Origin of the sequence: Paraburkholderia tuberum STM678 (assembly GCF_902833905.1) — a bacterium.
Classification (GTDB): Bacteria; Pseudomonadota; Gammaproteobacteria; order Burkholderiales; family Burkholderiaceae; genus Paraburkholderia; species Paraburkholderia tuberum.
The window spans coordinates 16954-36273 of record NZ_CADFGP010000066.1; the positions used below are offsets into that span (position 1 = coordinate 16954).

The 19320-nt window shown below is 65.0% G+C and carries 20 protein-coding genes; 12 read left to right on the forward strand and 8 right to left on the reverse strand.

From position 1 onward, the window contains the following. Positions 1 to 6 precede the first annotated feature (6 nt). The 4 genes from hutU to HWY30_RS34770 all read right to left on the reverse strand — a co-directional run bounded on the left by hutU (position 7) and on the right by HWY30_RS34770 (position 5250). Positions 7 to 1695, reverse strand: a complete 1689-nt coding sequence (gene hutU, locus HWY30_RS34755; RefSeq protein WP_090803958.1) for a urocanate hydratase — start codon at positions 1693 to 1695, stop codon at positions 7 to 9. A gap of 61 nt (positions 1696 to 1756) precedes the next feature. After that, a complete protein-coding gene (hutC, locus tag HWY30_RS34760) occupies positions 1757 to 2452 on the reverse strand; it encodes a histidine utilization repressor (protein ID WP_090803957.1) in 696 nt (231 codons plus the stop codon). A gap of 25 nt (positions 2453 to 2477) precedes the next feature. Further along, positions 2478 to 3998 carry a histidine ammonia-lyase gene (gene hutH / locus HWY30_RS34765; protein WP_090803955.1) on the reverse strand — a complete coding sequence of 507 codons (1521 nt, stop codon included), beginning with the start codon at positions 3996 to 3998 and terminating at the stop codon, positions 2478 to 2480. Positions 3999 to 4326: 328 nt separating this feature from the next. Further along, on the reverse strand, positions 4327 to 5250 hold the full coding sequence (locus HWY30_RS34770) for a LysR family transcriptional regulator (RefSeq protein ID WP_090803954.1): 924 nt from the start codon (positions 5248 to 5250) through the stop codon (positions 4327 to 4329). Positions 5251 to 5408: 158 nt separating this feature from the next. On the opposite strand from HWY30_RS34770, the gene HWY30_RS34775 reads away from it, so the two are divergent. Then, the gene (locus HWY30_RS34775) at positions 5409 to 6323 is read left to right on the forward strand and encodes an NAD-dependent epimerase/dehydratase family protein (protein ID WP_090803952.1); all 915 of its coding nucleotides are present in this window, start codon (positions 5409 to 5411) and stop codon (positions 6321 to 6323) included. Positions 6324 to 6453: 130 nt separating this feature from the next. Next, positions 6454 to 6636, forward strand: a complete 183-nt coding sequence (locus HWY30_RS34780) for a hypothetical protein (protein ID WP_018418561.1) — start codon at positions 6454 to 6456, stop codon at positions 6634 to 6636. 100 nt (positions 6637 to 6736) lie between these two features. Here the strand turns inward: HWY30_RS34780 and HWY30_RS34785 are convergent, their stop codons facing one another. Further along, positions 6737 to 7483, reverse strand: coding sequence for a DUF899 domain-containing protein (locus HWY30_RS34785; protein WP_090803951.1), 747 nt, complete (start codon positions 7481 to 7483; stop codon positions 6737 to 6739). Positions 7484 to 7572: 89 nt separating this feature from the next. Continuing rightward, positions 7573 to 8967: an NCS2 family permease gene (locus tag HWY30_RS34790; RefSeq protein ID WP_425199422.1), complete on the reverse strand. Its 1395-nt coding sequence runs from the start codon at positions 8965 to 8967 to the stop codon at positions 7573 to 7575. Between the two features lie 444 nt (positions 8968 to 9411). On the opposite strand from HWY30_RS34790, the gene HWY30_RS34795 reads away from it, so the two are divergent. Both HWY30_RS34795 and HWY30_RS34800 read left to right on the forward strand, forming a co-directional pair. Beyond that, on the forward strand, positions 9412 to 10479 hold the full coding sequence (locus HWY30_RS34795) for a PRC-barrel domain-containing protein (RefSeq protein ID WP_090805669.1): 1068 nt from the start codon (positions 9412 to 9414) through the stop codon (positions 10477 to 10479). Further along, entirely contained in the window at positions 10476 to 11723 is a 1248-nt protein-coding gene (locus HWY30_RS34800; protein WP_090803946.1) for an MFS transporter, read from the forward strand. The genes HWY30_RS34795 and HWY30_RS34800 overlap by 4 nt, the downstream gene beginning before the upstream one ends. 105 nt (positions 11724 to 11828) lie before the next feature. On the opposite strand, the gene HWY30_RS42105 is transcribed toward HWY30_RS34800, so the two are convergent. Further along, positions 11829 to 12245: a hypothetical protein gene (locus tag HWY30_RS42105; protein ID WP_244145122.1), complete on the reverse strand. Its 417-nt coding sequence runs from the start codon at positions 12243 to 12245 to the stop codon at positions 11829 to 11831. On the opposite strand from HWY30_RS42105, the gene HWY30_RS34810 reads away from it, so the two are divergent. The 8 genes from HWY30_RS34810 (at position 12159) to HWY30_RS34845 (ending at position 18155) form a co-directional block, all read left to right on the forward strand. Then, positions 12159 to 12704 (forward strand): substrate-binding domain-containing protein, encoded by a 546-nt coding sequence (locus HWY30_RS34810; RefSeq protein WP_244145120.1) that lies wholly within the window; start codon positions 12159 to 12161, stop codon positions 12702 to 12704. The two genes, HWY30_RS42105 and HWY30_RS34810, sit on opposite strands and share 87 nt — an antisense overlap. A gap of 443 nt (positions 12705 to 13147) precedes the next feature. After that, positions 13148 to 13528 (forward strand): DUF2946 domain-containing protein, encoded by a 381-nt coding sequence (locus tag HWY30_RS43155; RefSeq protein ID WP_090803944.1) that lies wholly within the window; start codon positions 13148 to 13150, stop codon positions 13526 to 13528. Between the two features lie 106 nt (positions 13529 to 13634). Beyond that, positions 13635 to 14528 carry a hypothetical protein gene (locus HWY30_RS34820; protein WP_090803942.1) on the forward strand — a complete coding sequence of 298 codons (894 nt, stop codon included), beginning with the start codon at positions 13635 to 13637 and terminating at the stop codon, positions 14526 to 14528. Between the two features lie 18 nt (positions 14529 to 14546). Beyond that, positions 14547 to 14912: a copper resistance CopC family protein gene (locus HWY30_RS34825; RefSeq protein ID WP_090803941.1), complete on the forward strand. Its 366-nt coding sequence runs from the start codon at positions 14547 to 14549 to the stop codon at positions 14910 to 14912. A 2-nt stretch (positions 14913 to 14914) separates the two neighbouring features. Further along, positions 14915 to 15820, forward strand: coding sequence for a CopD family protein (locus HWY30_RS34830; protein WP_090803939.1), 906 nt, complete (start codon positions 14915 to 14917; stop codon positions 15818 to 15820). Between the two features lie 115 nt (positions 15821 to 15935). Further along, on the forward strand, positions 15936 to 16382 hold the full coding sequence (locus tag HWY30_RS34835; RefSeq protein ID WP_244145121.1) for a copper chaperone PCu(A)C: 447 nt from the start codon (positions 15936 to 15938) through the stop codon (positions 16380 to 16382). A 271-nt stretch (positions 16383 to 16653) separates the two neighbouring features. Beyond that, the gene (locus tag HWY30_RS34840) at positions 16654 to 16923 is read left to right on the forward strand and encodes a MoaD/ThiS family protein (protein WP_090803938.1); all 270 of its coding nucleotides are present in this window, start codon (positions 16654 to 16656) and stop codon (positions 16921 to 16923) included. Between the two features lie 83 nt (positions 16924 to 17006). Continuing rightward, positions 17007 to 18155, forward strand: coding sequence for a WD40/YVTN/BNR-like repeat-containing protein (locus tag HWY30_RS34845; protein ID WP_090803936.1), 1149 nt, complete (start codon positions 17007 to 17009; stop codon positions 18153 to 18155). Positions 18156 to 18428: 273 nt separating this feature from the next. Here the strand turns inward: HWY30_RS34845 and HWY30_RS34850 are convergent, their stop codons facing one another. Continuing rightward, on the reverse strand, positions 18429 to 18752 hold the full coding sequence (locus HWY30_RS34850) for a hypothetical protein (protein WP_090803934.1): 324 nt from the start codon (positions 18750 to 18752) through the stop codon (positions 18429 to 18431). Positions 18753 to 19320 lie beyond the last annotated feature (568 nt).

A 19320-nucleotide genomic window follows, 5' to 3' on the forward strand; every position in this document is an offset into this window, starting at 1 on the left:
TCACGATCAGCGGCCCAGCATCGGCAGATTGAGACCGGCCTCGCGCGCCGTCTGCTGCGCGAGTTCATAGCCCGCATCCGCGTGACGCATCACGCCGGTGGCCGGATCGTTCAACAGCACGCGGCCGAGGCGCTGGTGCGCGGCTTGCGTGCCGTCCGCGACGATCACGACGCCCGCGTGCTGCGAGAAGCCCATGCCGACGCCGCCGCCGTGATGCAACGACACCCACGACGCACCGCCCGCCGTGTTCAGCAGCGCGTTCAGCAACGGCCAGTCGCTGACCGCGTCCGAGCCGTCCTTCATCGATTCGGTTTCGCGGTTCGGGCTCGCGACCGAACCGGTATCGAGGTGATCGCGGCCGATCACGATCGGCGCCTTCAGCTCGCCGTTCCTGACCATTTCGTTGAACGCCTGGCCGAGACGATAGCGATCCTTCACGCCGACCCAGCAGATCCGCGCCGGCAGACCCTGGAACGCGATGCGCTCGCGCGCCATGTCGAGCCAGTTGTGCAGATGCGGATCGTCGGGGATCAGTTCCTTCACCTTCGCATCGGTCTTGTAGATGTCCTCGGGATCGCCCGACAGCGCGACCCAGCGGAACGGGCCCTTGCCTTCGCAGAACAGCGGCCGGATATACGCCGGCACGAAGCCAGGGAAATCGAACGCGTTTTCCACGCCCATTTCGAGCGCCATCTGGCGAATGTTGTTGCCGTAGTCGAGCGTTGCCGCGCCGCGTTCCTGCAGCGTCAGCATCGCCTGCACCTGGCTGGCCATCGACTGCTTGGCCGGCGTGACGATGCTTTCCGGCGCGGTCTTCATGCGCTCGCGCCAGTCTCCGACCGTCCAACCCTGCGGCAGGTAGCCGTGAATCGGATCGTGCGCGCTCGTCTGGTCGGTCACGCAGTCCGGCGTGATGCCGCGCGCGACGCACTCGGCGAACACGTCGGCGGCATTGCCGAGCAGGCCAACCGAGATCGGCTTGCCGGCGCGCTTCGCTTCGTCGAGCATCGCGAGCGCCTCGTCGAGCGTGTTCGCCTTCTTGTCGACGTAGCGCGTCTTCAGACGGAAGTCGATGCGCGTCTCGTCGCATTCGACCGCGATCATCGAGAAGCCCGCCATCGTCGCCGCGAGCGGCTGCGCGCCGCCCATGCCGCCGAGACCGCCGGTCAGAATCCAGCGGCCCGTCGGGTCACCGTTGAAGTGCTGGTTCGCGACCGCGAAGAAGGTCTCGTAGGTGCCCTGGACGATGCCCTGGCTGCCGATGTAGATCCAGCTGCCCGCGGTCATCTGGCCGTACATCATGAGGCCCTTGCGGTCGAGTTCGTGAAAGTGTTCCCACGTCGCCCAGTGCGGCACGAGGTTCGAGTTCGCGAGCAGCACGCGCGGCGCGTCCGCATGGGTGCGGAACACGCCGACCGGCTTGCCCGACTGAATCAGCAGCGTTTCGTCTTCGTTCAGGTCCTTCAGCGACGCGAGGATCTGATCGAAGCACTCCCAGTTGCGCGCGGCGCGGCCAATGCCGCCGTACACGACGAGCGCGTGCGGGTGCTCGGCGACTTCGGGGTCCAGATTATTCTGGATCATCCGGTACGCGGCTTCCGCGATCCAGGTCTTGCAGGTCTTTTCCGCGCCGTGCGGTGCGCGGATCGTGCGAGTCGGATCGAGACGCGGATCGATGTGTTTCGAATTGTTCATGGTGTCCCTAATCATGCGTGAAGAGGTTCGATAAAGATTCGGCGAAGACGAAAAAGCGAATTCAGAAATGCCCGGTGAAGCGGTAACGGGTGCCCGGATGCCACAGATTCGCGATCGAGGCGACCTCGCCTTGCGACCACGTGCGCCGGTGCAGCACCAGACACGGTTCGCGTTCACTCATGTTCAACAGCTCGCGCGTGATCTCGTCGGCGGCGAGCGCCTCGATGCGGTACTCGACGCGCTGCAGCGGCGCGACGCGCACGAGGTACTGGTTGGGCGTGGTGTTCGTGAAGTCCTGCAGCGCGTATTCGGGTGCGACGGCCGGATTGACCCAGCGTTCCTCGAGCTGCACCGGCTCCTCGTTTTCGAAATGCAGCAGGCGCGAATGAAACACGGGGCTGCCCGCGCTCACCTGCATCTCTTCGGCGAGCGCCGCATCGGCGATGCTGGCGCCGATGTTCAGCACCCTCGCCTGATAGCGATGACCGCGCGCAACGATTTCATCGGAGATGCTGCGGATCGCCACCAGGGTCGACTCGTACTTGGGACGGGCGACGAAAGTGCCCGAGCCTTGTACACGTGTCAGCACCTGCTCCGAGGTCAACTCGCGCAACGCGCGGTTGACCGTCATGCGTGCGACGCTGAATTCGCGCGCAAGCTCGTTTTCGGAGGGCACCTGGTCGCCTTCGGCCCACTCGCCCGCATGAATGCGCGCGAGGATGAAGTCCTTGATGCCCTGATAAGCGGGTGCGTTCATGGGTGTGATCCGCGCTCTCGACGACTCATTGTTCCGACGCGAACGAGAACGGGCTCAGCTTCGCGACCGCGCCGGCCTGCACGAGCTTCGTGACCGCCGCGATGTCCGGCGCGAAGTAGTGATCGAGCTCGTAGTGCGCGACGTCCTTGCGCACGAGGTCCATGACCTTCTGCAGGCTCGGGCTGGTCTTGTGCGGCGCGCGCAGATCGACACCCTGGGCGGCAGCGAGCAGTTCGATCGACAGGATGTTCGCGGTGTTGTCGGCGATATCGCCGAGCTTGCGCGCGGCGAACGTCGCCATCGACACGTGGTCTTCCTGGTTCGCGGACGTAGGCAGCGAATCGACCGAAGCCGGATGCGCGAGCGTCTTGTTTTCCGACGCGAGCGCGGCGGCCGTCACATGCGCGATCATGAAGCCGGAGTTCACGCCGCCATCCTTGACGAGGAACGGCGGCAGGCCCGACAGCGTCGCGTCGATCAGCAGCGCGATGCGACGTTCGGCGAGCGCGCCGATTTCCGCCACGGCGAGCGCCAGGTTGTCGGCCGCGAACGCGACCGGCTCGGCGTGGAAGTTGCCGCCCGACAGCACTTCGCCGGTGTCCGGGAAAATCAGCGGATTGTCGGAGACCGCGTTCGCTTCCATCAGCAGCGTTTCGGCGGCATTGCGCATCTGATCGAGACACGCGCCCATCACCTGCGGCTGGCAGCGCAGGCTGTACGGGTCCTGCACCTTGTCGCAATCGGCGTGCGACACGTTGATCGCCGAGCCTTGCAGCAGCGAGCGATAAGCCGCGGCCGCGTCGATCTGGCCTCGATGGCCGCGCAGTTCGTGGATGCGCGCGTCGAACGGCTTGACCGAGCCCATCGCCGCATCCACCGACAGCGCGCCAGCCACGAGCGCCGTGCGGTACAGGTCTTCGATCGCGAACATGTTGTACAGCGCGAGCGCGGTCGAAGCCTGGGTGCCGTTCAGCAGCGCGAGACCCTCCTTCGCCTGCAGCGTCAGCGGCTTCAGACCGACGAGCGCGAGGCCTTCGGTGGCCGGCATGCGCTCGCCCTTCGCGAACACTTCGCCGACGCCGAGCAGGGTCGCCGACATATGCGCGAGCGGCGCGAGGTCGCCCGATGCGCCGACCGAGCCCTTGACCGGGATCACCGGCAGCACGTCCGCGTTGAACAGCGCGATCAGCGCCTCCATCACTTCGCGGCGGATGCCCGAGTGGCCGCGGCCGAGGCTCGACAGCTTCAGCGCGATCAACAGACGCACGACCGGGCGCGACATCGGCTCGCCGACACCGACCGCGTGCGACAGCACCAGATTGCGTTGCAGCAGTTCGAGCTGATCGCGCGGAATGTGCGTGCTGGCGAGGCGGCCGAAGCCGGTATTGATGCCATAAGCCGGCTCGCCCCTGGCGGTGATGTCGGCGACGGCCTGCGCGCACGCGTCGATGGCGGCATGGCTTGCGGGATCGAGTTGCAGGGTGACCTGCTCACGCGCGATCTGGCGCAGTTGCGGGAGGCTCAGGTAGCCGGGCTTCAGAATCATGGTTGTCGTCCTGTCTATACAAGTTCAAATAAGTCTAGCCGGCGGGCCTTGTATATACAACTTGTTTTTCGAGATTTCGTGCCTGGGGATTTCCATTATTTGGCACGTGGCTCGGCGGGCGCGCGGCGGGTTTGGCGCCAGGTCTTAGGCGGCGTGTGCTGGACGCATGGGTCGGCGTGGCCGCCGTGATTCAGCCCACAGTTGTATATACACCTTCGCGGCGCGGGTCGCCATCTGGCCAAAATTGGCGCGCTCTCGCTGACGGGAAGCCGGACACGCCGGCTCCGCCGATATCTGGGTTATAGGACAGAAGGCTCTGCGACGCGGATCAGAGCTTGACCCGCGCCGCGATGAAATCCAGAAAGCACTGCACGCGCCCCGCGAGCGATGCGCTCTGGTAGTACACCGCATGCACCGGCTGCCGTTCATCGACGAGCAGGTTGCCGAGAATCGGCACGAGGCGGTTTTCGCGCACGTCGCCGGCGGTCATGAAGTCGGCCAGACAGGCGACGCCCCAGCCGGACAGCGCCAGTTGCCGCAAGGTTTCGCCGCTCGACGCGGTGATCGACGGTTCGATCTTCAGCAGCGCGGCTTCGTCGCGCTGCCCCTTGGCGCGCTTCGTTCCCCTGCCCCCTTCGCGCAACGGCCAGCGATTCAAATGCTCCGGCGCGGTAAAGCCGATCAGCCGATGCGCGTGCAGCGCGTCGAGCGTGGTCGGCTCGCCGTGCTCGGCCAGATACGCCGGGCTCGCGAGCACGCGCAGCCTGCTCTCGCCGAGCGCGCGCGCATGCAGCGTCGAATCCTGCAGCGCGCCGATGCGAATCGCGATGTCGACCTTCTGTTCGAGCAGATCGACGATCCGCTCGTTGCTGGTCAATTCGAGCCGGATCTCCGGATACAGCGCCGAAAACGCGGTCATATGCGGCGCCACGCAATGCAGCATGAACGGCGACGCCGCATCGACGCGCAAGCGCCCCGACGGCCGTTGCCGCCCGCGCGCGACCGACTCCTCGGCCTCTTCGAGCGCGTCGAGGATCGCGCGGGCGCGCCGCAGGAACGCGTCGCCTTCCTCGGTCAGATGCAGACGCCGCGTCGTGCGCCGCACGAGCGCGGTGTCGAGCTTCTGCTCGAGGCGCGTGAGCGCGCGGCTCACGCCGGAGACGGTCTGCCCCAGCTTCTCGGCCGCCGCGGTAATCGAGCCGCTGTCGATCACGGTGACGAACACCAGCAATTCGTCGGTGGAGGTTTTCATTGTTGATTTCAGATCAAGATTGATTTGAGACTAACACGCTTTTTGCGAGAATCCGCGCGAGCGATACTGCGTGCCTGTCGATCGGAATTGGCGCTTTAGCGCTTACTCCGATCCCATGCAAGAGATTGCGGTCTTGGCATTTCCCTCAGGAGAACGTCTTGAAGATTTTCGTTACTGGCGCAAGCGGTTTTATCGGCGGCTCGATCGCGGCGCATCTGGCGCGCGCCGGCCATCAGGTGCGCGGGCTGATTCGCAAACCCGAACACAGCGGCGAGTTGCAGCGGCTCGGCATCGAGCCCGTGCCCGGCACGCTCGACGACCGCGCGTTGCTGATCGCCGAAGCGCAAGCGGCCGACGCGGTGATCAACGCCGCGAGCAGCGATCACGAAGGCGCGGTACGCGCGCTGATCGACGGACTCGCCGGTTCGGGCAAGGTGTTCCTGCACACCAGCGGGTCGAGCATCGTCGGCGATGCGTCGGGCGGCGAAGCGGGTGAAGCACGCATCTATCACGAAGACGCGCTGCCCACACCGACCGCCGACAAGGCCGCGCGCGTCGCGATCGATCAACTGGTGCTCGACGCCGCGCAACGCAACGTGCGCTCGGCCGTGCTGTGCAACACGCTGATTTACGGTCACGGCGCGGTGGCCGGCAGCGCGAGCGTGCAGTTGCCGCGACTCGTGCGCCAGGCGCAGAAAAGCGGCGTCGTGCGTCATGTGGGCAGCGGCGGCAACGTCTGGTCGAACGTGCATATCGACGACGTCGCCGAGCTGTATCGCCTCGCACTCGATAAAACCCCCGCCGGCACGTTCTATTTCGTCGAAAGCGGCGAAGCATCGTTCCGCGACATGAGCGCCGCGATCGCACGCGCGATGAAGCTCGGCGCGCCGCAGGACTGGCCGCTCGAAGACGCGAAACAGGAATGGGGCTACGAAATGGCCTCGTACGGTCTTGGCTCGAACAGCCGCGTGCGCGGCGAACGCGCGCGCAAACTGCTCGGCTGGCAACCGCGGCGCAGGTCGGTGATCGAATGGATCGAACGCGACATGATGGGGCCGCAAAGCACCGTTTGACGCGGCTTTGCGCGCCGCGCAACGTAAGCTATGTAAGCGCGGTCGTTGCGAATCCGTAAGCTCCTTTCGATAAAATCGCGGGCACCTGACGGTGCGATTCCACCGTCGCGCACACGCCCCGATTCGACCGATGAGCTTCGCGCTGAACTTCGACTGGCTGACTAACCTGATGGCGATTCTGTTCGTCGTCGCGTGTCTGTACGACACGCGCTACGACGAATACGGCGTGCTGACGCTCGCGGCCGCGGCGATGAGCCTCATCGTGATGGCGATGGAAATGTTCCTCAGACCCGCCTTCGAGATGGCGCTGTAGCGAGCTGATGCAGCGCTCGTGCAGCACAGAGGCGCCGCGCCAGCTAGCGCGGCGCGCGCCCCTCGCCCCCTTTGTCGACCCGCTTCACCACTTCACCGCTTCACACCGTGTACGATCCGCACGCCGGGCAAGCCGCGCGCGCGTGGTCGTCGTAGCGGTCGTGATGCCTGACCCAGTCGGTCAGACCACTGTTCTCGTTGCGGCCTTTCGGTGCGATGTCCAGAAGCGCGTAGGTGTTCACGAAGCGCTCGTCGCCGCGTGCATAGCATGAGTACGTGTGATACACGTCGCCGTTTGCGTCCTTGTAGAACACGCTGTGGCCGTGCTGTTCGTCGATGCCGACGTCCTGCTCGGTGAAGTTGTAGAACGCCTTTTTGCTCGCCAGCTGCTCCGGCGTGAACGACACGTGGTAGTCGAAATTGAAATCGCTGCCGCTCGACGACACCCACGGAAAGGTCCACCCCATGCGCCGTTTGAACGCGTCGATCTTCTCGAGCGGCGCGTGCGATACCGTCACATAGCTGACGTCGTGATGGACCAGATGCGTGAGAATGCCGCTCATATGGTCCGACAGAAACGAGCAGCCGACGCACCCCTCTTCCCAGTCCGGGCCCAGCATGAAGTGATAAACGATCAGCTGGCTGCGGCCGTCGAACAGCTCCGCGAGCGTCTTGCGGCCTTCCGGCGTATCGAACGTATAAACCTTGTCGACCTTGACCCACGGCAATTCGCGGCGCTTGCGCGCGAGTTCGTCGCCGGCGCGCATATGCGCTTTTTCGTCGGCGAGCAGCGCGCGGCTCGCGGCAAGCCACTCTTCCTGGCTGCCGATGCGATGTTGCGGTTCCATCTGCGTCTCCTTTCCTGCGGATGCAGGGCTTGACCTCAAGATTAAGGTTTAGAGACGCTGACGCGAAAGTCAAGGAGCCGCAACGAAACTCAGATCGCCCAGCCGCCGACATAAAACCCGACCAGCACGACTGCGATCGCCACGGTCCCGACATTGAGCTTGCGATGCTCGCCGCTGACCACGCGTCCGATCACGAGCGTCGCGAAGCCGAGCATGATGCCGGTCACGATGTTCGCGGTCAGCACGATGAACACCGCGCACACGAGCCCCGCCATCGCGTCGACCATGTCGTCCATATGCAGCTTGCTGACGTTCGACAGCATCAGCAGCCCCACGTACATCAGCGCGGGCGCGGTCGCATACGAAGGCACCAGCGCGGCGAGCGGCGAGAAGAACATCACGACGAGAAACAGCAGACCGACGACCGCCGCCGCCATCCCCGTCTTCGCGCCCGCCGCGACGCCGACCGTCGACTCGATATACGCGGCCGCCGGCGCGCCGCCGAGCAGGCCCGAGAAGATCGAGCTCAGCGAATCGGCGGTCAGCGCGCGGCCGCCGTTGATGATGCGGCCGTTTTCGTCGAGCTGCCCCGCCTGGCCCGCGACCGCGCGGATCGTGCCGGTCGCGTCGAACACGGCGGTCATCACGAGCGCGAGCACGCTCGGCAGCACCGCCATCGACAGCGCGCCCTTCACGTCCATCGCGCCGATCAGCGACGCATGACCCGGCGCGCTCAACGACGGCACCGCGAAGATGCCGTGAAACGCCACGGCCGGATCGATCGCGAGCCCGATCGCCGAGATCGCGACGATCACGATCAGGATCGACCCCGGCACGCGCCGCCGCACGAGCCCGACGATCGCGGCGAGTCCGGCGACCGACATCAGCGCCGGCAACGCCGCAATATTGCCGAGCGACACCGGCAGCCCCGCGCCCGGATTCTTGACCACGAGCCCGACGTCGTTCGCGGCGATCAGCAGCAGGAACAGGCCGATGCCGATCCCGGTGCCGTGCGCGATGCCGACAGGCAGGTTGCGCAAAATCCACGAGCGCACGCCGGTCACCGAAATCGTCGTGAACACGACGCCCATCAGGAACACCGCGCCGAGCGCAACGGTCGGATGCAGGCCCTTGCCGAGCACGAGGCCGAACGCGGTGAACGCGGTCAGCGAGATCGCGCAGCCGATCGCGATCGGCAGACGCGCCCACACGCCCATCAGCAGCGAGCCGAACGCCGTGGTCAGACACACGGCGACGAACACCGCGCTGGTATCGAAGCCTGCCTTGCCGAACATGCCAGGCACGACGAACACGGAATAGAGCATCGCGAGGAAGGTCGTGATGCCCGCGACGATCTCCTGGCGCTGCGTGCTGCCGCGCGCGGAAATGTCGAAGTAGCGGTCGAGAAAGCCCTTACCGCGGAATGATTCGGTGTCGAAGGATTCGCTCGCGACGTCGGCATTCGCGAGGGCCTGGGGTTCCATCATGATGAGTGCCTCCTTTATCAGCGCGCTGAAACGGCCGCTAAAGCGGCCGTCATCAGGTTCGTCTCGTGGATTGGTTGGTGTGGGTAACGCTTTTCTGAGTCGAAATGTAGGTGAAGCGAACTATGTGTCCAATCGCATGAATGGCATGCCGGACATGTCGCGCGACTTATATCTTTGGCGCGACGGTCGCTCGCGCGAGCGCTGCGCGCGTATACACCTACGGCATACGAGCAGCCGCGAATCGCGCCGAACCCACCCCGGCGATCGCGTTCCAGCCACGCGGCGTGCAGCGCTATACCGCCAGCGCATCGGCGAAACCGCCTGCAACGCAACCGGCGAAAGGCTGCCCGCGCGGCAGCGCAGGTTAAACTCTGGGCCGTACCCCATCCAACCGCGGCGGCTCATCGCGCCCGTCCGCACCTGCCCGTGGAGTTTTTCCTGATGACTGGCGGTTTTCCGCGCCCCGCCGGGCGCCTGCCGATTGTCCCGTTTGGACCGCTTGGATCGCTTCGCCCGCTCGATTCGCCTGATTCGCTCGATGTGCTTCGACTGTTCCGCAGGCTGTGCACCGTGGCCGCGCTGTTCGCGTTCGCCGCGCTGTCCGGCTGCAGCAGCCTGTTGTGGGGTACGCAGCAGGCGCCGATCGTCGATGCGACGGTGATGCCGGTCGAGCCGGCAAGCGCGCCGGTCGCCGCGTCCGCGCCCGAGCCGGTCGAGAGCGAGGCGAACGAGGGGCCTGAGGAGCCGAAGAAACCGAAGAAGCCGGTCGTGAAGCCGCACAAGGTCGAACCGCCGCCGCCCGTTGTCGTGCCGGCTCCGCCGCCTCCCCCGCCGCCGCCGCCGCTGATCGTGCTGCGTACGATCGAGCGCAGCGACGCGCGCGCGCTACTCGACAGCCAGGTGCAGAAGCCCGACGGCAAGGTGGTCGGCCGCGCGGTCGACATGATCGCCGACGCAGCCGGCAAGCCGCGCGAGATGGTCGTCAATCTGCAGGGCTTCCTCGGCGTCGGCGACCGCAAGGTGAACTTCCCGTGGGGCGCGTTCCACTTCACGCCGACCGCGAAGGGGCCGCCGATCACGCTGAACCCGACGGCCGTGCCGAGCACCGCGAACAAATCGAACCCGCTGGAACTGCCGCTACTCGATGCGACCGTCGAGCGCGCGAACGGCGCCAAGGTGGGCCGTGTGGTCGACGTGCTGATCGACGGCAACGCGCAGCCGCAGGCGATCGTCCTCGACGTCGGCGGCCTGGTCAGCCCCGACCGGCGCACGATCGCCGCGAACTGGTCGGCGCTGCGCTTCGTCACGCGCGACAAGGAACTGCATCCGCAGATCGATCTGAGCGACGCGCAGATCAACGCGACGCCGCCCTACGCGAGCGACAAGCCGATTCGCGCGGTGTCGCCGGCGCCGCCCGCGCAGCCTGCCGCCAGCGCCGCGCCGGCGGTCTCGGCGCCGCCGGCCGCGTCGTCGGCCGTCGCGGTTTCCAACGCACGGGCGGTCCGATGACGGTCCGTACTATGGTCACGGCGCGAAGTCTGCGCGCGCTCGATTGGCTCAACTTCTTCGTCGCCAACGTGCAGACGGGCTTCGGGCCGTTCATCGCGTCCTACCTCGCATCGCACAAGTGGACCCAGGGCGAGATCGGCATGGTGCTGTCGGTCGGCACGATCAGCGCGATGGTCAGCCAGGTGCCCGGCGGCGCCGCGGTCGACGCGTTGCGCAACAAGAAAGCGGCGGCCGCGTGGGCGATCGGCGCGATCATCCTCAGCGCGATGCTGCTCGCGATCAGCCCGACCGTGCTGCCGGTGATCGCCGCCGAGGTGTTCCACGGCTTCGCGAGCTGCATGCTGACGCCGGCGCTCGCGGCGATCTCGTTCGCGCTGGTGGGTCGCGCGAATCTCGGCGACCGGCTCGGCCGCAATGCGCGCTGGGCGTCGATCGGCAGCGCGGTCGCGGCCGGTCTGATGGGACTGTTCGGCGAGTACTACTCGCCGCGCGCGGTGTTCGTCCTGACCGCGGGCCTCGCGGTTCCCGCGCTGATCGCGCTCGCGATGATCCAGCGCACCGACACGATCGAGCTGCCGCAAGCGGCGCCCACCCCCGAGCAGCTCGAGCGGCGCGAAAGCCTGCGCGAGCTGCTGCGCGACAAGCGCATGCTGCTGTTCGCCGCCTGCATCGTGCTGTTCCATCTGTCGAACGCGGCGATGCTGAACCTGGCCGCCGGCGAAGTGACGGCCGGCATGGGAGACAACGTGCAGCTCGTGATTGCGGCATGCATCATCGTGCCGCAGGCGATCGTCGCGATGATGTCGCCGTGGGTCGGGCGCTCGGCCGAACGCTGGGGCCGCCGGCCGATTCTGCTGCTCGGCTTCTCCGCGTTGCCGATCCGCGCGCTGCTGTTCGCGGGCATCAGCAGCCCCTATCTGCTCGTGCCGGTGCAGATGCTCGACGGCTTGAGCGCCGCGGTGTTCGGCGTGATGCTGCCGCTGATCGCCGCCGACGTCGCCGGCGACAAGGGCCGCTACAACCTGTGTATCGGCCTGTTCGGGCTCGCGGCCGGCATCGGCGCGACGTTGAGCACGACGGCGGCGGGCTTCGTCGCCGATCGTTTCAGCAACACGGTGAGCTTCTTCTGCCTCGCGGCGGCCGGTGCGCTCGCGGTGCTGCTGGTGTGGGCGGCGATGCCCGAGACGCGCGACGCGGCGACGGCCAGCAACGGCGACGGCGCGGCTGTGCCCGGTCGTGGATAGTCGGCGGCGAGGCGAGTCGCGCGAGCTGTATGAGCCGGGGCGTGATCTGATGGTCGCAGTCGGATCACGTCGCAACCGGCTTGATCACTGCGGAAGTCAGGTGAGTCAGTCGGCGAGAAACACCTCTTCGCCTCGACCCAATGGCACGACGACGGGTCGCTGCACGACGGTCTCGATATCGACGTGCCGCCCCTCGCGCGACGAGCATTCGAAGGCATCCAGCACCTCCAGCACGTGTAACGCCAGTTCGCCGCTCGCGCGATGCGGCCGACCTCGACGCAACGCCATGGCCATGTCCAGCACGCCCACAGCGCGCTCGATGCGGGCCGCATTGGGCGTGCCATTGGCGGGGGCCGTGGCCGTGTTGCCCAGTCCGACCCGGCAGCCCGGCGCGAGGCGGCGAACGGCAAGCCATGGGTCAATTGCTCGGAATTCTTGCCCGGTAGTGACGTGCCTTATGTCAGCATCGACCACCGCCAGGCCGGTACGGATGCCGTGCAGTACCTCATCAACAAGGGCCACCGGCGCATCGGCTTCATCACCAGCGATGAGCGCTTCCTGTATGCGCGTCAGCGCCGCGAGGGCTATCACGCAGCACTACTGCGCGCCGGTCTCGCGCCTGCGCCCGAGCTTGTCTGCGTTACTGGCGACAATAGTTACGCCGCCGGAAGCCAGGCGGCGGCAAAGCTGCTGGCGGTGGTGGATCCACCGAGCGCCGTGTTCGCCGTGTCGGACACGTTGGCCATCGGCGCGATCAAGGGCTTTAGCAAAGCCGGCCGGCGGGTGCCGCACGACGTGGCGGTAATGGGCTTCGACGACGTGCCCATCGCTGGCATCTTCGAGCCGGGGCTGACGACCGTGGCCCAGCCCATGGTCGAGCTGGGCGCCGCGGCGGCCGAAATGCTGCTGGCGTTGCTCGACGGCCAACGCCCAGCGTCGCGCATCCTGCAGCATCAGCTGGTGCTGCGGGAGTCGGTTTGAGCGGTCGATCGGGAGAAGTCAAGATCTGCTTTGCCCGCTGAGGTGGTTTGTAGCTGGCTCAGTTTTGGTGAGGCTGCCGACGCCAATGCATTTCGGCCACCTTGCTCCCACGGCTCATGAAATCGTTCGTTGAAGCTTTCGTGGTCGCCGCGGCTGGCGCCGTCGCTGTGGTGGTTTTTGCTCAGTCGAGCCAGCCGAAGACCCATCAGCAAATAGCAGGTGCGGGCGAATGGCTGGAGATGGGCCGGCTACCACCCGATGCCGCTCGGCTGTTGTCGACCCTCAGGAGTCAGTCAGGCGCGGCCTGCGAGCGTCTCATTCCAGGGCTACTTGAGATTTCCGGCAACGCGGCAAGCTGTCATAGGTCGATGCCTGCAAGTAACAACACATGGCATAATGCGCCGCATTCACCTTCACCAGACCAATATCGAATCGTCGGCCTTATGCTGAGCTGCTTCTGCCGGAAATTGGGCTCCTATCTGGGATTGCTGGCAATCCTGATGGCAACGCTCGCGCCGACGGTTTCGCACGCACTGGCTGACCGCAACGAGGCTGGGCTTCCTTCAGCCTCGCTCTGCTCCGCACATTCGACTCCAGGCAATCCGCCGGGCAACGAGGACACCTCGCACTCGCTGGCTGCTCACTGGCATGCTTGCGGCTACTGCAACCTGATTGCGCACACGCCCGTACTGCCGAGCGTCCAGCCTGAATTTGCGGTCACGGTCTGGGCCATCCAGCATCGCGTTGCGACGCGGTTCGAGAGCATCCGTCGCGTCGAACCGCTGGCATCCGCCCAGCCGCGCGCGCCCCCCGTTTCATCCTGAATTGAGCCCTGGTGGCGATGCCGTGCACGAACGCATCGCCAGGCGTCGTCGTGTCTCTTCACAGACTCGCGGCGGCGCGATGACGACCTCAATCAATGGATGAAACATGAATAACAATACCTTGCGCCATGGGAAACCCTTCTTCGCCACGGCAACGATCTCGTTCGCCGCAACTGCGCTCCTGCTCGCCTCATCGCCAGCCGCTGCCCATGCCATCGCGGGCGACCGCGTCTTTCCGTCAACGTTGGCTGTCGATGATCCAGGTGTCGGCGATGAAGCTAACTTCGAATACGGGCATCAGCGTGTTCCTGGAGACAACGGCGATCAAAGCATCAATACGTTCAGCTTCGAGTACGACAAGCTGATCACGTCAAGGCTTGCCCTGTCCGTCGACGGCGCTTACGTGATGCAGAACAATCCGACTGCGCGCGGGTTCGATAACTTTGGAGTCGGCCTGAAGTATCTGCTGTATGTGAACGCCCCGCACGAATTCATGACTTCAGTCGGGGTGCATGCGGAATTGGGTGGAACCGGCAGCCACGCGATTGCGGACAGCTTTTCGACCATCTCGCCGACGATCTACGTGGGCAAGGGTATGGGCGATCTGCCCGACTCACTGGCCTATCTCCGACCCGTTGCCATTACCGCCGAAGCTGGGCCTTCGTTGACCACCGGGGCCGGTCAGCCCAATTCTTTCGACTACGGTTTCACGGTCCAGTACAGCCTGCCCTATCTGCAGCAGCAGGTGCATGATTTCGGCTTGCCGCAGCCGCTCTCGAACATTGTTCCCATCGTCGAGTTTCCGCTATCGAGAAGTCAGGGCCAAACCACTGGCACAATCAATCCAGGGTTCATCTGGATCAACCGCTATGGCCAGTTCGGTGTCGAAGCCCAGATACCAATCAACAGCGCGAGCGGTTCGCATGTGGGCATCCTGGTACAGGCCCATCTTTTCTTCGACGATATTGCGCCGAAAACGCTCGGCAAGCCGCTGTTCTAACGTGTAAGGAGTCCTCTCATGAAACTGCACACGACTGCACGCGCGGCCATCGCCGCGCTGATGATCGCCGGCTGCAATCTCGCGCAGGCGCACGCCTACCCGACCCAGGAGGCGCCGGGGGCCGGTGCGACCGTCACGACCTCGCAGAAGGACGTGGCGATCGATTTCGACGATGGTCTGGAGCCCGCCTTCAGCTCGATCGCCGTCACCGACTCGCGAGGCAAGTCCGTGACGAGCGGCAAAGCTGCGGTTGACCCGTCGAACAGGAAGCACATGTCGGTAGGGCTAAATCCCCTCGTGCCGGGCGCCTATACCGTCTCGTGGGTCGCCGTTGCCGACGACGGCCATCGCACCCAGGGGCATTACACGTTCACGGTGAAGTAACGGTGGATCCGCTCGTCGTCGCCCAGATTGCACTGGCCGCGATGCAGGACATTCTGTTTGCCGTTGCTACCGGCGCTCTTGCATGCGGCGTGCTGGGCGCGCGTAGCGGATTGCCTGGGCAAGACACGACGCGAGTCTGGCGGACCGTCGCGTCAGTCGCACTCGCTCTCACCGCCCTGGCGTACCTCTGGCTTCAGGCCGCAATCATGAGCGGTTCGCCGCTCGGTGAAGCTGGTTCGGCTATCGCCCCAGTACTGACGCAGTCCCACTTCGGTAAGGCATGGTCGATCGGCGTTGCCGGCGCGCTGCTCGCGGCGTTGAGTGGCCTCAAGAAAGAGCGCGGCTCAGCGCTCTTTGCTGCGGGGTTCGTCCTGTGGGTCGCGGGCAAGGCAGCCGCGAGCCATGCGGCCGACTCCGGCGACTTCTCGTGGCGTGAGGCGATCCACGTCGTCCACCTTTCCGCGACTGCGCTTTGGGCCGGCAGTGTCATCGTCGCCGCGATCCTGCTGCGCCGGCTCGAACGCGAACCAGGCCGTCCGCCCGGCCAGAGGGCTGCGTTCTGCTCGGCGCTGTCTCATCTGGCGACGACTGCGCTCGTGTTTGTTCTCGTCACCGGTTTCTACAACGCCGTTCAGGACACGGCGCAGGCCAGCGCGCCGCTGTTGCGCACACACTGGGGCCGGTTGCTCGCCGCAAAGCTTGCATGTGTGGTCCTGGCGACATTGCTCGGCGGCTGGAACCGGATGGCGATTCTGCCCGATCTGCTCGTGCTTGCCGAGCGGAACGATCCGGACTACCCTGCCGCGCAACGCCGCTTCGACGGCGTTGTCTCTGTCGAAGCGCTCGTCATGCTAGCCGTACTTGCGCTGGCTGCGGTGCTGGGCCATACGTCGCCGACGAGCGGATAGCGGAGCGACCATGTAGACATGCGACCGATATGACGATCGAGCGGCGCCCCGCTGCCGCGACGTAGGTCCCGCCAACCCATCACATTTTCCTTAACGTAGAACAGGAGGTTATGCCATGCACCACCCCTTCTTCCGCCTGGCTATCGCGCTGCCGCTCGCGGCTGCTTCGCTAACCGCTTTCGCCGCTTCGTCGGGCGCCATGATGGTGTCCGACTGCTGGATCCGCTCGATGCCGGGCGACGTGCCGTCCGGCGGCTACTTCAAGCTGATGAACATGGGAGACAAGCCCGTCGATCTCGAAGGTGTTAGCACCGATGCGTTCGGGATGTCCATGCTGCATCAGACGCAGACTACCGGGAGCACGTCGAAGATGGTCATGGTCGACAAGGTGACCGTCCCGGCCAACGGGACACTCGCGTTCGCGCCGGGGGGGTATCACGTGATGTTCGAGAAGGAAAAGAAGCCGCTGACGGTCGGTTCGACGGTTCCCGTCACGTTCAAATTCAGTGACGGGGAGAGTATCGTCGGGCAATGCGCGGTGAAGAGCGCAACCGGCCAGTAATGACGCTTGCAGCCCGCGCGAAATCGATCGCGAGACTTGAGAACGCGGGCTGCAACGATTCGGGCAAGCGGCGGACGTTTGTATCTGGTCAATGATGCTCGATGCGCTCGGCGGCACGCGAGCCCGAGCCGACTTTCGGACTCGCGACACCGCAACGGCCGCTTCGGAGGCGCAACCTGTCGTCTGTTGTATGGCGATGCCCCGAAGCACCCGGCGGATCGTCTAAACTGCAGAATCGACGAACAGGCCATTCCCGCTCGGCTACCCCGCCATGGCGCACATCTTCTTCGCTGCTTCGATTCAACGGCATATCGCAACGCCCGAGCGCGAGATCGACGCGCGCACGCTCGGCGAAGCACTGAAGGCCGTCTTCGCCGCGCAACCTCGACTGCGCGGCTACATCCTTGACGATCAGGGCTCACTGCGAAGACATCTCGCCGTGTTTGTCGACGGTCGGCCGGTGCGCGACCGACAACATCTGTCCGATGCGCTCGGCGAGGAAAGCCGGGTTTACGTCATACAGGCGTTGTCGGGCGGATAAGAAGGTTCCACTCTTCCTCGAGCTTTGCATGGGACCGGAGTAAGCGCTAAAGCGCCAACTCTGGTCGACAGGAGACACTCCACATGAGCGATCGATTGCTTGTTGCAACCCGCAAGGGATTGTTCGTTCTGCAAGCCGACGGCGAGGGCGGCTGGACGCTCGGTGAGCCGTATTTCGTCGGCGAGCCGGTGAGCATGGTGCTGCCTGATCCGCGCGACGGTTCGCTGTATGCCGCGCTCAATCTAGGCCACTTCGGCGTGAAGCTGCATCGCCGGCGCGCGGGCGTAGAGGATTGGGAAGAGTGCGCGGTCCCCGTCTACCCGCCGCAGCCTGCCGACGAGACGCATGCCGGTGACGGCGCGGACACGAGCGCGGACAATCCGAGCGCGGCCGTGCCCAGCCCGCCGGCTCCTCCCTGGACGCTCCAGCAAATCTGGTCGCTCGAAACCGGCGGCCCGGACGAGCCGGGCGTCCTGTGGGCCGGCACGATTCCCGGCGGGCTCTTCCGTTCCGACGACGGCGGCGACACATGGCTGCTCAACCGGGCGCTGTGGGATCGCCCGGAGCGCCGCGAATGGTTCGGAGGCGGCTACGACGCGCCGGGCATCCATTCCGTGATGGTCGATCCGCGCGACAGCCGGCACGTGACGATCGGCGTGTCGTGTGGCGGCGTCTGGCAAACCGCCGACGGCGGCGCGACCTGGCGCGTTAGTGCCGAAGGCATGGAGGCCGACTACATGCCGCCGGAGCGGCGCGGCGATGCCAACGTGCAAGACCCGCACCGCGTCGTGCAATGCGCCGCAAATCCAGAAGCGCTGTGGGCGCAGCATCACTGCGCGATCTTCCGCTCGACCGACGGCGCGGCGCACTGGCAGCGGATCGAAGCGCAGCCATCGAGCTTCGGCTTCGCGGTTGCCGTGCATCCGCGCGAGCCGGACACCGCGTGGTTTGTGCCCGCCGTGAAAGACCAGTGCCGGATCCCGGTGGACGGCCAGTTCGTCGTCACGCGCACACGCGACGGCGGCCGCACGTTCGAGCGTTTCTCGAACGGGTTGCCGCCTGCACCGGCGTATGACCTCGTGTATCGGCACGGGCTCGCTGTAGATGACTCCGGCACGCGCCTCGCAATGGCGTCGACCACCGGCGCGCTATGGACGTCCGACGACGGCGGCGAAAGCTGGCATTTGATTTCAGCGCATTTGCCGCCTGCTTATTGTGTTCGGTTTGGATGAGGGCGCGGGGCGGACTGGTGAGACATGAAACGCCTACATTGCCATTCATGCGCCGGACATAGCCTGAATGCGTGCATCGGCGTGATGGATCGATACTTCGAGCCGTACGCGCCGGCGAACCGCTTTGTGCAGCTCGGCTTGTCGCAAGAGACCTTTTGACACTTCGCCGAACGTCTGATCAGCACCAGCAGTCACGCGGACGCTCCTGCGCGAGAGACAGCTTTTGGCGGAGGACGCAGCTACTACGGCGTCAAGGCGTGCGAGTCTTCAGTGTTACTTTTCCGCCTTTTTCTCCTCGTCTGCTGTACGTAGTGCTGCGTTAGCTGTGACCAGCAGTTTCGCATCGTGGTCCTGGACTGCAGCGTCAACCGTGTCGAACGCTTTCTTCAGATCCTTTTGTGCCAGCTTTGTCGCGCTTCCATTTTCCAAAATGGTTTCCGCTTCCTTTCTCAGGCGCTTAACTAGTTTCGCGGCGCATCGGGTGTCGAGCGTCCCATTGATGACGAATTCACTGATGTAATTCGCCAGCGCGGCCAGCGTCGCAGCGGTCGACTCATTCGCGCCGCTCTTACCGCTCGTTTCGGACTTCTTGCTCATCAGGACTCTCCCGTTAGGACATACTTCCGCAATGCAGGACCAACGCTACGCTCACGGTCGGTGTCGCATGAAATGGTGACAGACTTCGAGCGAAAATAAGACGGTTTTTTTGGATGAAGAGGCGCTGTCATATCGCAACGTTCGGATATCGGTCGATTGTTGCCGCGTGGGGCTATGGGCGCGGTACTGCGGGGTGAATTTTGGTTTGCTACAGAATTGCTACAACTGGAGTGAGCGGCTATATCTGGCGGGCCTTGGGTTTGTCATTCCACCCTCTGAACTATCGCCCACGTGAAGGGGCAAAGCAACTTTGAACGTCCCAGTTCCACTGGCGGATTCAACCGGTCGATGCAATAGTTCGATGGAACCGCTTGCCGGCCCGCAGCGGAGGATCGTCGCAAGTCGACCCGTTGCAGCCGGTCGAGCAGTCTCTGTTCTAAGGGTAGGTATCGGAGTGGAACGGTCATTCCGTGCCATCGCCTGGGGGACAAGTCATCGGCCTCTGCGGACGCTTAGACCCGTGAGTTGGTGAGGCGGCTTACGCCGTGCAAGGATGACGTCTTGCTCG